Here is a 15,410-nt window from a genome sequence, read left to right on the forward strand (position 1 = left end):
TTTTAGGTGTTTTTCAGGCCTGCATTTCGCTGATGCCGACCTGCTTCAACGCTGCGGCCAGGTTGTCGACCTGCCATTGCTCGGTGTCTTTGAGCTGTTGTAATTGCTGGACGAGACTCGGCGCGCCAAATACGCCGCGCAGACCTTGGGAAACATCACCGGCCTTGATCGAATGGCTGCCGAATGAACTCGCCGAATCCCGTTCGCTGCCAGTGTCCTGATTGAACAGGCTCGACAACGTGCTGGCGCCGAACACCCCGCCATCGCCCCCGCCAAAGCCGAGGAAGCCGTGGCTCGAGCCATCGCCACCGGCGTCGCTGCTGCTGAACACCTGGGCGATGAAGCTTGGCGCCAACGCGCCGTGGTTCATGAAAATGTCACCCAGCGGCCGGATGCCGTTGCCGATCACCCGGTTTTCGAACAACGGGGTAAAGGTCAGCGGCGAGCCGAGATTGCCGGTGGGTGGGGCAAAGATGATCGGTTGCAGTGGCACGTTGGGCTGATCGGCTACGACCACCGGTGTCAAGACCAAGGGAGGCGCCGGTGCGGTGTCGATCGCGTAGTTGTTGGACACCGCAAAGCTGGCGCCTATGTTGCCCGCCAGGTCCGTCACATTGCTGGTATCCAGCGCAATGAAGTTGCTCGGGTCGGTGATGTTCCCGGTGGGTGTGAAGGTCGCGGTCCAGGTCTTGCCGCCGTCGGTGCTGGCCAGGTTGGTCAGCTCGCCGTTGGTGACGCTCAGGTCCGACACATCGAAGTCGTTTACCGCCTCATTGAAAGTGAAAGTCACCAGCGTCGTCTGGCCAATGCCCAGGTTCGGGTTGGCAACCACGATGGAGGCGGTCGGGCGAGTCGCATCGAGCGCGTAGTTGTTGGAGATGGCGATGCTGGCGCCGGTATTGCCCGCAGCGTCGAGCACATTGCCGGTGTCGAGCAGGATCAGGTTGGTCGCATCGTTAAGGTTCGCAGTCGGTGTGAGCGTGGCGGTCCAGGTCACACCGCCGTCACTGCTGACCAGGTTGGACAGCACGCCATTGGCCACGCTGAGGTCCGACAGGTCGAAACCGGATACCGCTTCGCTGAAGGTGAAGGTCACCGTGGTGGTCTCGCCGATGCCCAGCTTATTGTCCGCGACCACAATGGTCGCGGTCGGGCGAGCGGTGTCGATGGCGTAGTTGTTGGAGTCGGTGACGCCCACGCCACTGTTGCCCGAAGCGTTGATCACACCGGTGTTGTCCAGACGGATCAGGTTAGTGGTGTCGGTCACATTGACCGTGGGTGTGAAGGTCGCGGTCCAGGTGATTCCGCCGTCGCTCGACGACACGCTGCTCAACGTGCCGTTGGCCAGGGTCAGGTCAGCGTTGGTGAAGCCGCTCACCGCTTCGCTGAAGGTGATGGTCACCCCTGAGGTTTCGCCGGCCTTGAGGGCATTATCGGTGACCACGATGGTGGCGGTCGGCACTTGGGTTTCCACCACGTAGTTGACGGAGTCGGTCGTGCCCGCTCCGCTGTTACCGGCCAGGTCCGTGACGCCACTGTTGCTCAGGGTAATGAGATTGGTGGCGTCGGTCACGCCGAGGGTCGGCGTGAACGTCCCGGTCCAGGTGATGCCGCCGTCGCTGCTGCTGACATTGCTCAACGTACCGTTGGCGATGCTCAGGTCGCTGTTGTCGAAACCGGTCACTGCTTCGCTGAAGGTGATGGTCACCAGCGCGGTTTCTCCCGGTTTCAGGGTCGTATCGCTCAACACGATGGTGGCGGTCGGGCGCTGGCTGTCGATGGCGTAGTTGTTGGAATCGGTGGTGCCGGTGCCGGTGTTGCCTGCCAGATCGCTGACCCCGGTGTTGTCCAGGGTGATCAGGTTGGTCGTGTCGTTGATGCTGGCACTCGGCGTGAATGTTGCCGTCCAGGTGATGCCGCCGTCGCTGCTGCTCACCGCCGTCAACGTGCCGTTGGCGATCGTCAAATCTGCGTTGGTGAAACCGCTGACCGCTTCACTGAAGGTGATCGTCACCAGCGAGGTTTCACCCATTTTCAGCGCATTATCCGCCACCACGACCGTGGCCGTAGGGCGCACGGTATCGATGGCGAAGTTGTTGGAATCGGTGGTGCCGCTACCGGCGTTGCCCGAGGCATTTTGCACACCGCTGTTGTCCAGAGTGATCAGGTTGCTGCTGTCAGTGATGGCGTTGGTCGGCGTGAACGTCGCCGTCCAGGTGATGCCGCCATCGCTGCTGCTCACCGCACTCAACGTGCCGTTGGCGATCGTCAGGTCGGCGTTGCTGAAACCGGTCACCGCCTCAGAGAACGTGATGGTCACCAGCGATGTTTCGCCGATGTTCAGCGCGTTGTCGGCGACCACGATGGTGGCGGTCGGAAGCACAGTGTCGATTGTGTAGTTCGCCGAACTGGTGGTACCGCTGCCGGTGTTGCCGGCAATGTCGGCGACCCCGGTGTTGTTCAGGGTGATGATGTTGCTGGTGTCCCTGACGCTGACCGTCGGCGTGAAGGTCGCGGTCCATGTCACGCCGCCGTCGCTGCTGCTCACCGCGCTCAGGGTACCGTTTGGAATGCTTAGGTCACTGTTGTCGAAACCGGTTACCGCCTCGCTGAAGGTGATGGTCACCAGCGACGTTTCGCCCGCGCTGAGCGTGCTGTCGGCGACCACGATCGTGGCAGTCGGACGCAGACTGTCGATCACGTAGTTGTTGGAATCGGTGGTCCCCGAGCCAGCGTTGCCGGCCACGTCCGCGATCCCGGTGTTGTTCAGCGTGATGATATTGGTCGCATCGTTGACGCTCACTGTCGGCGTGAAGGTCGCGGTCCAGGTGATGCCGCCGTCGCTGCTGCTCACCGCGCTCAATGTGCCGTTGGCAATGGTCAAATCCGCGTTGGTGAAACCGCTGACTGCTTCACTGAAGGTGATAGTGACCAGGGAGGTTTCGCCGATTCTCAGTGCCGTGTCCGCGACTACGATGGTGGCCGTCGGGCGCACGGTGTCGATAGCGTAGTTGTTGGAATCGGTGGTGCCGCTGCCGGCGTTGCCCGAACCATTTTGCACACCGCTGTTGTCCAGGGTGATCAGGTTGCTGCTGTCAGTGATGGCGTTGGTCGGCGTGAACGTCGCCGTCCAGGTAATGCCGCCGTCGCTGCTGCTCACCGCGCTCAACGTGCCGTTGGCAATCGTCAGGTCGGCGTTGCTGAAACCGGTCACTGCCTCAGAGAACGTGATGGTCACCAGCGATGTTTCGCCGATGTTCAGCGCGTTGTCGGCGACCACGATGGTGGCCGTCGGAGCCACGGTGTCGATGGTGTAGTTGCCGGAGTTGGTGGTGCCGCTGCCCGTGTTGCCGGCTATGTCGGCCACGCCGGTATTGGCCAGAGTGATGACGTTGGTGACGTCATTTACACCCGCGGTCGGCGTGAAGGTCGCGGTCCAGGTGATGCCACCGTCGCTGCTGCTGACGGCGCTCAGGGTGCCATTGGCAATCGTCAGGTCGGCGTTGGTGAAACCGCTGACCGCTTCACTGAAGGTGATCGTGACCAGCGAGGTCTCGCCGGCACTCAGGGTCGGGTCTGCCAGCACGATGGTCGCGGTAGGCCGGACCGTGTCGATGGCGTAGTTATTGGAATCCGTGGTGCCGCTACCGGCGTTGCCCGACACGTCGCTGATGCCGGTGTTGTCCAGGGTGATCAGGTTGGTCGTGTCGTTGATGCTGGCGCTCGGGGTAAAGGTCGCCGTCCAGGTGATGCCGCCGTCGCTGCTGCTCACCGCCGTCAACGTGCCGTTAGCGATCGTCAAATCGGCGTTGGTGAAACCGCTGACCGCTTCACTGAAGGTGATGGTCACCAGCGAGGTTTCGCCGATTCTCAGTGCCGTGTCCGCGACCACGATGGTGGCCGTCGGGCGCACGGTGTCGATGGCGTAGTTGTTGGAATCGGTGGTGCCGCTGCCCACATTGCCGGTGGCGGCAGCCTGCACGCCGCTATTGTCCAATATGATCAGGTTGGTCGCGTCGGTGGTGCTGGCGGTCGGGGTGAAGGTCGCCGTCCAGGTAATGCCGCCGTCACTGCTGCTCACCGCCGTCAACGTGCCGTTGGCGATGGTCAGGTCGGCGTTGGTGAAGCCGGTCACCGCCTCAGAGAACGTGATGGTCACCAGCGATGTTTCGCCGATGTTCAGCGCGTTGTCGGCGACCACAATGGTGGCCGTCGGCAGCACGGTATCGATCGTGTAGTTGCCGGAGTTGGTGGTGCCGCTGCCCGCGTTACCGGACAGGTCAGCCACACCGGTATTGGCCAGCGTGATGACGTTGGTCACGTCATTCACGCCAGCGGTCGGGGTGAAGGTCGCGGTCCAGGTAATGCCGCCGTCGCTGCTGCTCACCGCGCTCAATGTGCCGTTGGCAATCGACAGGTCCGCGTTGGTGAAACCGGTCACCGCCTCGGAGAAGGTAATGGTCACCAGCGAGGTTTCGCCTGCTGTCAGCGTCGTATCGGCCAACACAATCGTGGCGGTTGGACGGACAGTGTCAATCGCGTAGTTATTGGAATCAGTGGTGCCGCTGCCGGCGTTGCCCGACAGGTCGCTGACCCCGGTGTTGTCCAAGGTGATCAGGTTGGTCGTGTCGTTGATGCTGGCGCTCGGGGTAAAGGTCGCCGTCCAGGTGATGCCGCCGTCGCTGCTGCTCACCGCGGTCAACGTGCCGTTGGCAATGATCAGGTCGGCGTTGGTGAAACCGCTGACCGCTTCACTGAAGGTGATAGTGACCAGGGAGGTTTCGCCGATTCTCAGTGCCGTGTCCGCGATCACGATGGTGGCCGTCGGGCGCACGGTGTCGATGGCATAGTTGTTGGAGTCGCTAGTGCCGCTGCCGGTATTGCCGGCCAGATCGCTGACTCCGGTGTTGTCGAGGGTAATCAGATTAGTCGCGTCGGTGATGCTGGCGGTCGGTGTGAAAGTCGCCGTCCAGGTGATGCCGCCGTCGCTGCTGCTCACCGCGCTCAACGTGCCGTTGGCAATCGTCAGATCGGCGTTGGTGAAACCGGTCACCGCCTCGGCGAAGGTGATCGTCACCAGCGAGGTTTCGCCGATTTTCAGCGCATTGTCCGCCACCACGATGGTCGCGGTCGGACGGAGTGTATCGATGGCATAGTTGTTGGAATCGGTAGTGCCGCTCCCGGCGTTGCCCGCCACGTCGCTGACCCCCGTGTTGTTCAGGGTAATCAGGTTGGTCGTGTCATTGATGCTCGCGTTCGGGGTGAACGTGGCGGTCCAGGTGATGCCGCCGTCGCTGCTGCTCACCGAGGTCAATGTGCCGTTGGCGATGGTCAGGTCGGCGTTGGTGAAACCGCTCACCGCCTCGGAGAAGGTGATGGTCACCAACGACGTTTCGCCAATGCTCAGGCTGGTGTCGGCCACCACAATGGTCGCGGTCGGGCGCACGGTGTCGATGGCGTAGTTATTGGAATCGGTGCTGCCGCTCCCGGCGTTGCCCGACAGGTCGCTGACCCCGGTGTTGTCCAGCGTGATCAGGTTGGTCGTGTCGTTGATGCTCGCGCTCGGGGTAAAGGTCGCCGTCCAGGTGATGCCGCCGTCGCTGCTGCTCACCGCGGTCAACGTGCCGTTGGCAATGATCAGGTCGGCGTTGGTGAAACCGCTGACCGCTTCACTGAAGGTGATAGTGACCAGGGAGGTTTCGCCGATTCTCAGTGCCGTGTCCGCGATCACGATGGTGGCCGTCGGGCGCACGGTGTCGATGGCATAGTTGTTGGAGTCGCTAGTGCCGCTGCCGGTATTGCCGGCCAGATCGCTGACTCCGGTGTTGTCGAGGGTAATCAGATTGGTCGCGTCGGTGATGCTGGCGGTCGGTGTGAAAGTCGCCGTCCAGGTGATGCCGCCGTCGCTGCTGCTCACCGTGCTCAACGTGCCGTTGGCAATCGTCAGGTCGGCGTTGGTGAAACCGGTCACCGCTTCGGCGAAGGTAATGGTCACCAGCGAGGTTTCGCCGATTTTCAGCGCATTGTCCGCCACCACGATGGTCGCGGTCGGACGGAGTGTATCGATGGCATAGTTGTTGGAATCGGTAGTGCCGCTGCCAGCGTTGCCCGCCAGGTCGCTGACCCCTGTGTTGTTCAGGGTGATCAGGTTGGTCGTGTCATTGATGCTCGCGTTCGGGGTGAATGTGGCGGTCCAGGTGATGCCGCCGTCGCTGCTGCTCACCGAGGTCAATGTGCCGTTGGCAATCGTCAGGTCAGCGTTGGTGAAACCGCTCACCGCTTCGGAGAAGGTGATGGTCACCAGTGAGGTTTCGCCAATTTTCAGCGCCGTGTCCGTCACCACGATGGTCGCCGTTGGCCGCACAGTATCAATGGCGTAATTGTTCGAATCGGTGGTGCCGCTACCGGCGTTGCCCGCCAGGTCGCTAACCCCGGTGTTGTCCAGGGTGATCAGGTTGGTCGCGTCAGTGATGCTGGCGGTCGGCGTGAAAGTCGCCGTCCAGGTGATGCCGCCATCGCTGCTGCTCACGGCAGTCAAGGTGCCGTTGGCAATTGTCAGGTCGGCGTTGGTGAAACCGGTCACGGCCTCGTTGAAGGTGAAGGTCACCAGCGAGGTTTCGCCGACCTTGAGGGCCGTGTCGGTAAACACGATGCCGACTGTCGGGCGTGCGGTGTCGACGATGTAGTTGTTGGAATTGGTGGTGCCGACGCCGGCAGTGCCGAGACCGTTTATCACCCCGGTGTTGTCCAGGGTGATGACGTTGGTCGTATCGGAAAGACTGGCGGTCGGCGTGAACGTTGCCGTCCAGGTGATACCGCCGTCGCCGCTGCTGACCGCACTCAAGGTGCCGTTGGCGATGGTCAGGTCCGCATTGGTGAGACCGGTCACGGCCTCGGAGAAGGTGATCGTCACCAAGGACGTTTCGCCGATGCTCAGTGTGGTGTCAGCGACCACTATGGTCGCGGTCGGCGGCGGTGAATACGCGGTGTTTAGCACACCGCCATCGTTGTAGATGGTCGCGAAGGAGGTCGGCGAAGTACCGGTTGTCCCCCCGCCCAGCGCGGCACCCCCGGCACCACTGGCCGCGGCATTACCGGCCAGGGCCGCGAAGTTGGCTGCCGTGATCAGCAGCGTGCCTTTGTTCCAGATTGCACCGACGCCCCGGCCGCCGATGCCGCCGTTGGAGGCGTTGCTGCCATAGCCACCCCCACCGCCGCCGCCACCGCCGGCGCCAATGTTGTTGGTAATGCTTGAGGTGCCGATGATGGTGATGGTGCCGCTGCTGGCGTTGTAGATCCCGCCCGCCGCGTTGCCGCCCGCGCCACCGACCTTGTCCCAACCGGCGCCGCCACCGCCGCCGCCAATGGAAATCGTGCCATTGCTGGCCGTCGAACCGTTACCGCCGTTGCTGTAGTAGGAAACACCCACACCGCCAGTGCCGCCGGTGGTGGTGCCGCCGCGACCGCCCATGTGGGTCGCGTCATAACCGCCGCCGTAACCACCGACGCCACCGCCCCCCGCACCGCCGCCCAACGTGCCGGTGCCCGGCCCTGCCGAACCGCCATGCCCGCCGCCTTGGCCGCCCAAACCGCCGCCACCACCACCGCCGCCGCCGTAAAAAGCGCCTGTGACACCGCCGCCGCCACCGCCACCGGAAGCGGCGTTGGAGGTCACGGTAACGTTGTTCAGGGTTAGAAGCCCTGCGTTGAAAATGCCCCCGGCCATCGCACCCGTGGCACCGTAGCCTCCGTTGCCGCCCGTGCCCGACACCAGGCCTCGGGTGATCACCAGGCCATCGAGTGTCACGGTACTGCCAGACACCACTTCAATCACTCGGGTCCTGTACTGACCATCGAGAATCACATCCGCCGCGCCGTCGTTGTTCAAGTCGCCATCAACGGTGATGTTCTTGTTGATCAGCAGTTCGGACGTCAGCTGCACCGTCATGCTGGCGTTGAAGGTGACGAGATCGCCGTTCTGCGCCGAGGCGATGGCGGCACGCAGCGAACCAACGCCCGTGTTGGCGTTGTTGGTGGCGGTCCAGGTCGCCAGGCCCCACTGATACTCGCTCATGGCCTGGGTCGACAGCACGTTGGCGCTTTCGATGTTGCCGGTGGCGATCTCCAGATTCCAGTCGCCACCGATCCCGGTGCGGTTGCTGGACGCGGCCACATCACGGCCCGTCAGTTGCGCCAGCGAGTCGACAAAACTCAAGCCGCGCTCACCTTCGGCGGTGTAGCAGCCGTAGATCATGATGTCGCCGCCGACGTTCATGTCCTTGCCGATTTCCGCCAGCACGGCGCTGCGGGCCGCGACGTTGTCGGCCGACAGATAATTGTTGCCCAGCCACAGATCGCCCGCGTTGCCGTGGGCAATGATCTGCACCGAACTGATGCCCTGATGGGTGTCCAGATAGTCGGAAATCTGTTGCAAGCCGTCCTTGGTCGCATCCAGCTGAACCACTTGGGTACCAGGCGCCACGCCCTTGAGCAGGCTGTCGGCATCCTTGACCCGGGAATCGACGAACACCACGCTCTGGCCCGGCACTGCAACGGGGGCTGGCGCGGGTGTGGCATCGGCCTGGCCGTGGGTGTCCTTGCTGGCGACCGGTTGGTCGGCCGTCGGCGTCTTGGCGGCGTCAACAGTGCTGTGACTGTCAGCCTGGGCGGTATCGGCCACAGTGGCCGCCACCGCGCCGTCGAACAGCATGCGCGGCTCCAGGGACATGATCATTGGAGAGGCCAGCGCTCGTGCGCCTTTGGTAACCCGTGACTTGCCGTTGCTCCACCACATGTTGCTCACCCGGACTCGAACTTTTTGACGGATCAATGAAAACGCCGCGATCAACTGATCGCGGCGTCGGCCTTCATACGAATGACATTGGCGGCGCTGGCTGAGCCATCGAGCCAAAAGGACAATTCTGCGTATTGTTTGAACAAGTCCGGCGGCAGGATCGTGCGCCGCGATTGCAGCTCGACCTTGGGTTTTACTTTATGCAAACCGGATACACCGAGGGCTAGATCGAACTCCGGCGCGTCGTAGGCGAGGTTGTCAAAGTCATGCTCGAACCACGGTTCGCCGATGAAGTCGTAGACCAGCCGCATGACCCGATCAGGTGCCTGGGTCAGCAAGTCGTAATCGACAATCAGCAACGAGTCGGCGTGTTCGCCGTAATAGGCTTCCTTGAGCGCTGCCCAGGCAAAACCCACCAGACGATTGCGCTGCGCCAGAGTTTCGCAACGGCTGTAGACCGTGTTGCGCTCGATCGCGTCGCCGAACAGCTTGGTGTTTTCAAAAGGGTTGGCGCGGTACAGACGCTCGATGCTGTCCATGACCCAGGCGACATTGCGCACGCAGGCAATGACCTTGGCTTGAGGGAACAGATCGCTGATGGCCGGCAGGCGCGAACTCCATAACCGATTGGTGTCGAACACCACCGGTTTGTCGGCCTTGTCGGCGTAGAAGGAGTCGAACAGACCGCGAAGCAAACGGCGGCGCAGATCGGTATCGATCACCGCACCGAACTCGCTGCCGGCGCTGCACTGCTCCAGAACACCGGAAAACAGGGCGCCCACGGGGCTGGTCATGCCGGCATGAAAGCGCGGGTTCTGCAAAAGGATTGCAGAAAGCAGGGTCGAGCCTGAGCGCGGCAAGCCGGAAATAAAGTGGAACTGTGACAATCCCTTCACCCTAGTCATAAGTCCTTTATGTACGACGGAGCCTAGACCATGGATGGCCATATGGGTAGTGGTGTTTTGATATCAAATCGAAGCTAAATCGCCTGGAAAACGCGTTTTCTGTTACAGACTCAATGCAACACAAACAAACGCGCGTTGGCGCCTCCCGCCTGCGTTACGCCAACGCTCTGCCAGCCTGCGGGCAACGGCGCGAATTCGTCCGGCACATCCAGGGTGCCGATCAACCACACCCGGCCAGTGCCTTTGGGCAAATCGCCGAGGCTGTCGAGGTAAATGTCCTGGGTCACCAGCGTGCCGAAACCATAGGCATTCGGCCGGCTCGAAACACCCTTGGCCAACGGCGGGGTGTACAGCAGCGGTTTGGCGTCGGCGCGGTTGTAATAGACGTAACTGAGGTACCAGAGCATGTCGCTGGTGACGATCCGGTCACCGGCAACGAAGTGCTGGTTCACGTAGTCCACCATGACACTGATTTGATCGTTGGTATCGACCGTGGCGTTGTTGTTCAGGCCCACCAGTTCGACGCTGACAAACAACACCAGCACCGTCAGGGCCAGCACCCGAAAGACTGCGTACAAGCGATCAATGGCCAGTGCGGCAATCATCGGCAGGCCGAGGGCATACGCGGTGAGGTAACGCTCGATGAACACCGGCGAGATGAACGACACCGAAAACACCAGCAACAACGGCAAAACGGTGTAGATCACCAGCAACGCACTGCCACGAATGACACTGCGATCCCGCGCCAGCGCCACCCAGACCAAGGCCAGCGACGCCAAAGGCAACGTGATGAAAGTCGATGTGGGCAGGTTCTCGCCATCGTCCTGGATCAGGAACGACCAGATCATCGAAGGCAGCGAGCCGAACGTGATCGGCGTTTCCCACCCTACATCGCCATTGGCTTTGAGCTGACCCATGTGCTGGATCAGATCGATCAGGCTCGGCACCCACGGCAAGTACAACAGCACGATTGCCACATTCGCCAACCACCAACCGGGCTGCTGGATATGCCGCAAGCGATAGCCTGGCTGTACGCGAATTACCCCCAGATACAGCCAGTGGCACAACACGCACAGGGCCGTGAAGTAATGGGTGTAGAACGCCGCGCTCATCAGCAGTGCGTAAATCACCAGATAACGCCTACGCCCGGGGCGTTTGATCCAGTAAACCAGGGCGATCGTGGCACCGATCAGCCACAGCCCCAGCAACGAATACATGCGCACTTCCTGGCTGTAACGCACGGCGGTAGGCAGCAGCGCCAACAGGACGCCGGCCAACAACGCAGCGCGGCGAGTGGCGAGCAAGTCCACCAGCCAGACGCCAAGCGCCACGGTGGCAATCCCAGGTAGTGCGCTCAGGCTTCGAATCGAAAAAATGCCATCGCCGAACAGCTCGATCCAGCCATGCAGCAGCATGAAATACAGCGGCGGATGCACATCATGGGCGGCATGCACCCAGATCCCGGCCAGCGAATACTGACTCAGCAGCAGACTGGAACCTTCGTCGCCCCAGACAGCCGCCGCTGTCAGGTCATAAAAACGCACCAGTGCGGCCAATGCCAGGATGGGTATCAGCCAATGCTCACGCACCCATCGAAGCAAGCGCTGAACACTCGCCCAGGCGCCGGGTGCCGCGTGCGGGCCTTGAGTGCCGTCAAGCGGCGTTTCTCTGTGCGCCTCCATTGCCTCCCCTCGGACCGGTAAAAAACCTTGAAGCTTGCAATCACTGTAGGACAGCGGCAGCGCCGTCGTCGATGCTGGCTTTGCGACCAACGACATTCGGCAGCCATGTGGATCCGGGTCTACGCTCTGGCTTGGCGTGACGTAGCCACGGAGATGAAAGGAAATCGGCTGATCACAACGGTCTGCCCGCAATACCCGGGCCACCTGCGTCTCGCGCCAGACAACTAACCTGAGGGATGAGGAACTATGGAAGTATTCATGGGCACTATTCAGTCTTTCGCCTTTAACTTTGCCCCAAACGGCTGGGCCCTGTGCAACGGCCAGACGCTGGGGATCTCGCAATACCAGGCGCTTTTCTCACTGCTGGGAACCTACTATGGAGGCAATGGCACCACCAATTTCATGCTACCCAACCTGCAAGGCCGTCTGCCGATGGCACAGGGCAACGGCCTGGGCCTGACCCCACGCGTCATTGGCGAATTCTCCGGGACCGAGAACGTCACCGCGACCATCACCAACCTGCCCAACCACACCCACGCCTTGTCCGGGCTCACGGCCACCACCACCCTGCAACTGGCCAGCCCGGCGAGCAACCCGGTCACCAATCCAACCGCCACCAACTCGTACATCGGCGCCTCCGGCGGCGGCCCGGGTTCGGCGAGCATCTACTCCGATGCGCAAGGCGCTTCAGCCGTGCCACTCAAAGGCGTGGCCACCACGGTCACGGGGGAAATCTCGTCCGCCGGTAACGGCCTGCCCATGGAAACGATGAACCCGTTCCTGGTGCTCAACTTCAGCATCGCCCTGAACGGGTTGTTCCCTTCTCGCAACTGAGGACTTCGACCAGTCAGAAAAAAATCTCTTTCAATTAAAAGGGTTAGCTAACAACCAGGCGTCTCATGTGGCTCAAATGAGACGCCTTGTAGGTCAAATCCTCTTTACTTCAATAGACTGCTATGTCGATTGATACAAAGAATTGATACATCTCTCGATTTTGGAAGTGGTAAGCTCGCCGCCCAGAAAATCTGAGATCAAATTTGACGTTCTTCATATAAAAACGTCGTATTAGGATCTTGACAAACGCTCCGTTCATCGCAAAGCAGTTGACCTTTTCGGAACCTTGCCCTTGCGTAATGAACCTATAGGTCTACGCTCACCGATATAGTTATCCATAGTGTCTATGCTACGAAGTTTTTTGCTACAGAGCCAAAAGCAGGAGAAGGGCAATGAAAATTCAAGATATCCGCACGGTAATGGAGTCGAAAAATCTGGCTCAACATAGTCTGGAATATCATGATATCTCTGATAACTCCGACTCTGTTATTACTTCAGCCGAAGTTTTCATGCAAAAACGCAAACAAAATGATCATAAGAAGGCCTTGGAAAAAATATTGAGCAGGGCATCTAAAACAGACTGGTAATTCAGCAATGGGGTTCAAGGATGTCTACTACCGTCAGAAAGGATTTGGCGTCTCTGTTAAAATCTAGAACTACCAAAGACAAAGATTTAACCACTCGCATTAAAGGCCGAAGCACTAACGAAATCGTAATTGCCCTATGTGGCGCTGCGGGCTGCGGAATCGCGGAAGTTTCGCGAGAGATAACCGATCAATTCAAGAGTTATGGCTACGAAGTAAAACATATAAAAATAAGCGACATTATAATTGAATACTTCAACATCAACCAACTCCCTCCCGCTCATGCAAGTAAAGACCTCAAGTCCCTAAAAGGCGCCGACCGCTATAATACTCTCCAGGACTTGGGAAACCAGATCAGAAAAGACCTAGACTCAACAGCGCTTGCCGTTCAAGCCATTAAGCAGATCTCGGTAGAACGCGAACTACAAATGAGCGAGTCTGACAATCTAACACCACCACGTACTGTCTACATAATAAACCAACTAAAAAACCCAGCCGAAGTTGATTTTTTTCGGCTTGTATACAAAAATATCTTTTACTTAGTTGGTATTTTGAGTGACCAAGAAGCTCGACTTCGCCAACTAGAGAATGATGATCTCAGCATCGTAGATGCTCATACGCTGATCGAACGCGACAGATATGAAAATATCAATTACGGTCAACGGTTAGAAAAGACTGTTCAACAAGCAGATTTTTTTATTCGCAACAATCTTACAGATGGAACTAATTTAGAGGGCCCTTGTGCTAGATTTGTAGGTCTTGTTCACGGAAAAAATGGAATCACCCCAACCAAGGACGAATCTGGCATGTATGCAGCCTTTTCTGCATCTCTGAACTCGGCCTGTTTAAGTAGACAAGTAGGCGCTGCAATTGCAGACAAGTCAGGAACCATAATATCTTTAGGATGGAATGATGTTCCTCGCTTTGGGGGAGGCCTCTATTCTGCAGATGATAAGCCTGATCATCGATGCGTTTATAGCGGAAAAAAATGCTCCAATGACATCTACAAAAACAAACTTGTGGATAGCATCACAGATTTAATTAGCGACGAAGTTAAATTATCCAGAATTCAAATTGAGAAAATCTCAAAACTAATTCATGAAGAAACAAGAGCCGGATCAATAATCGAATACTCTCGGGCTATTCATGCAGAAATGGAAGCTATATTAAACATTGCCAGATCACAACGCTGCATTACAGAAGGTGCGACTCTATATACCACTACCTTCCCTTGCCATAATTGTGCAAGGCATATTATTGCTGCCGGAATCGATAGAGTTCTTTATATCCAACCTTATGATAAAAGCCTCGCAATGAAACTTCATTCTGACGCAATTACCACCAACAGGAACGACAAACAAAAGACATTTTTTGAAACGTTTGAAGGGGTCGCCCCGAGTCGATATTCTTCTTTTTTCACCGCAAATCTCCCCCGCAAAGATGCAAACGGCTTTGCAACCGACATCATCAACAAAAGTGCAAACCACATATCAGTCGAATACATAGACTCTTACTTGGATGTCGAATTAAAAGTCGTAGTACAAGCAAACAAACAGCTTCCAAGCACACCTTAACTCCATAACGCCTAAAACATTAAAAAAAATTAACTACCAAGCCACATCACATTTTGAAAACCCCATCAAATCGGTAACCAGATTTGGATTGATAAAATGTTAGAACAGGTTCAAAGCCAACACTTTAAGGCGCTGCTGGGCAAGACAGGAACGCTGCGGCTGCCGGATGGAAGTGAATTGCCGATCCATATCGACAGCCTTGAAGAAACACCCCGATCGCGGATGCCCAAGAGCGAGCGCATGCCGTTCAGTGTCGAATTCAACAGCCTGAGACCCACAGACTTTGTCGATGGGTTATGTACGCTGGAGTTGCCGGAACTGGGTCAGGTGCAAGACATCTTTGTCTCCCGTATACCGGCCATGGGACGTGACCCGGACGTGGGATATTTCTACATCGCCTTCAACTGAACACACCGAATCCCAATGTGTGAGCGAGCCTGCTCGCGAATGCGGTATGACATCCAACAGGGATGTCGACTGATACACCGTATTCGCGAGCAGGCTCGCTCCCACAGGGGACTGTGGTGTATTCAACTTTGCGGATACCACACCAACCGCTCCGCCGCCGGGTTGCGCTCTTCGACCTGAAACCCCAGCGCCAGGTAATGCTGGCGCGCATGGGGATTATTGGCCCAGACCACCGTCGCTACCGGGCAACGAATCTGTTGCGCGGCTTTCTGCACACCTTGCAGCACCGTGCGGCCATAGCCCTGGCCGCGAGCCTTTGGAATGAACGCCAGGTACAGCACACGAATTTCATTAGGGCCAAAATCGGTGGTCAACGCACCGATGGCTGTGCCGAGTTTTTCGATCACGTAATGCATGGCGTTGGGAAAACGCTCCCCCAGACCTTGCTCCTGCACCTGAAATTGCTGGGCCACCACGTGCTCAACCACCTCTGGTTCACCGTCGATCCACTGCAGATCCGGCCGCGCTGCCTGATAAAGACTGTGCAGAAAAGGCCCATCGCTTGCCCGTGAAGGCCGAATCACCAAGCCATCGGCCGCCACTGAATCGTTATTCGCCATCCCAGCTCT

At 58.5% G+C, this 15,410-nt stretch carries 8 protein-coding genes; 4 read left to right on the forward strand and 4 right to left on the reverse strand.

Annotated features, from left to right (window positions below; all coding sequences use genetic code 11):
- Nucleotides 1-13: 13 nt before the first annotated feature.
- The 3 genes from ACYZT5_RS23725 to ACYZT5_RS23735 all read right to left on the reverse strand — a co-directional run bounded on the left by ACYZT5_RS23725 (nt 14) and on the right by ACYZT5_RS23735 (nt 11,381).
- The gene (locus ACYZT5_RS23725) at nt 14-8,794 is read right to left on the reverse strand and encodes an Ig-like domain-containing protein (RefSeq protein WP_462047649.1); all 8,781 of its coding nucleotides are present in this window, start codon (nt 8,792-8,794) and stop codon (nt 14-16) included.
- A gap of 50 nt (nt 8,795-8,844) precedes the next feature.
- Nucleotides 8,845-9,690: a sulfotransferase family protein gene (locus ACYZT5_RS23730; protein ID WP_462047650.1), complete on the reverse strand. Its 846-nt coding sequence runs from the start codon at nt 9,688-9,690 to the stop codon at nt 8,845-8,847.
- Between the two features lie 119 nt (nt 9,691-9,809).
- Complete coding sequence (locus ACYZT5_RS23735; RefSeq protein ID WP_462047651.1) at nt 9,810-11,381, reverse strand: glycosyltransferase family 39 protein; 1,572 nt, start codon at nt 11,379-11,381, stop codon at nt 9,810-9,812.
- A 246-nt stretch (nt 11,382-11,627) separates the two neighbouring features.
- Here ACYZT5_RS23735 and ACYZT5_RS23740 point away from each other — a divergent pair, with 246 nt between their 5' ends.
- The 4 genes from ACYZT5_RS23740 (at nt 11,628) to ACYZT5_RS23755 (ending at nt 14,781) form a co-directional block, all read left to right on the forward strand.
- On the forward strand, nt 11,628-12,215 hold the full coding sequence (locus ACYZT5_RS23740) for a phage tail protein (RefSeq protein WP_415758421.1): 588 nt from the start codon (nt 11,628-11,630) through the stop codon (nt 12,213-12,215).
- Between the two features lie 392 nt (nt 12,216-12,607).
- Complete coding sequence (locus tag ACYZT5_RS23745) at nt 12,608-12,802, forward strand: hypothetical protein (protein WP_462047652.1); 195 nt, start codon at nt 12,608-12,610, stop codon at nt 12,800-12,802.
- 20 nt (nt 12,803-12,822) lie between these two features.
- On the forward strand, nt 12,823-14,373 hold the full coding sequence (locus ACYZT5_RS23750; protein WP_462047653.1) for an anti-phage dCTP deaminase: 1,551 nt from the start codon (nt 12,823-12,825) through the stop codon (nt 14,371-14,373).
- A gap of 96 nt (nt 14,374-14,469) precedes the next feature.
- The gene (locus tag ACYZT5_RS23755) at nt 14,470-14,781 is read left to right on the forward strand and encodes a DUF6916 family protein (RefSeq protein ID WP_462047654.1); all 312 of its coding nucleotides are present in this window, start codon (nt 14,470-14,472) and stop codon (nt 14,779-14,781) included.
- A 122-nt stretch (nt 14,782-14,903) separates the two neighbouring features.
- Here ACYZT5_RS23755 and ACYZT5_RS23760 read toward each other — a convergent pair whose 3' ends face one another.
- The gene (locus ACYZT5_RS23760; RefSeq protein ID WP_462047655.1) at nt 14,904-15,401 is read right to left on the reverse strand and encodes a GNAT family N-acetyltransferase; all 498 of its coding nucleotides are present in this window, start codon (nt 15,399-15,401) and stop codon (nt 14,904-14,906) included.
- Nucleotides 15,402-15,410: the final 9 nt, after the last annotated feature.

This window comes from Pseudomonas sp. LB3P14 (assembly GCF_054898045.1).

Bases quoted from the DNA above. Each gene is read 5' to 3' on its own strand.
- ACYZT5_RS23725 (WP_462047649.1), bottom strand. From the start codon at position 8,794: ATGTGGTGGAGCAACGGCAAGTCACGGGTTACCAAAGGCGCACGAGCG.
- ACYZT5_RS23735 (WP_462047651.1), bottom strand. From the start codon at position 11,381: ATGGAGGCGCACAGAGAAACGCCGCTTGACGGCACTCAAGGCCCGCAC.
- ACYZT5_RS23740 (WP_415758421.1), top strand. From the start codon at position 11,628: ATGGAAGTATTCATGGGCACTATTCAGTCTTTCGCCTTTAACTTTGCC.
- ACYZT5_RS23745 (WP_462047652.1), top strand. From the start codon at position 12,608: ATGAAAATTCAAGATATCCGCACGGTAATGGAGTCGAAAAATCTGGCT.
- ACYZT5_RS23750 (WP_462047653.1), top strand. From the start codon at position 12,823: ATGTCTACTACCGTCAGAAAGGATTTGGCGTCTCTGTTAAAATCTAGA.
- ACYZT5_RS23755 (WP_462047654.1), top strand. From the start codon at position 14,470: ATGTTAGAACAGGTTCAAAGCCAACACTTTAAGGCGCTGCTGGGCAAG.
- ACYZT5_RS23760 (WP_462047655.1), bottom strand. From the start codon at position 15,401: ATGGCGAATAACGATTCAGTGGCGGCCGATGGCTTGGTGATTCGGCCT.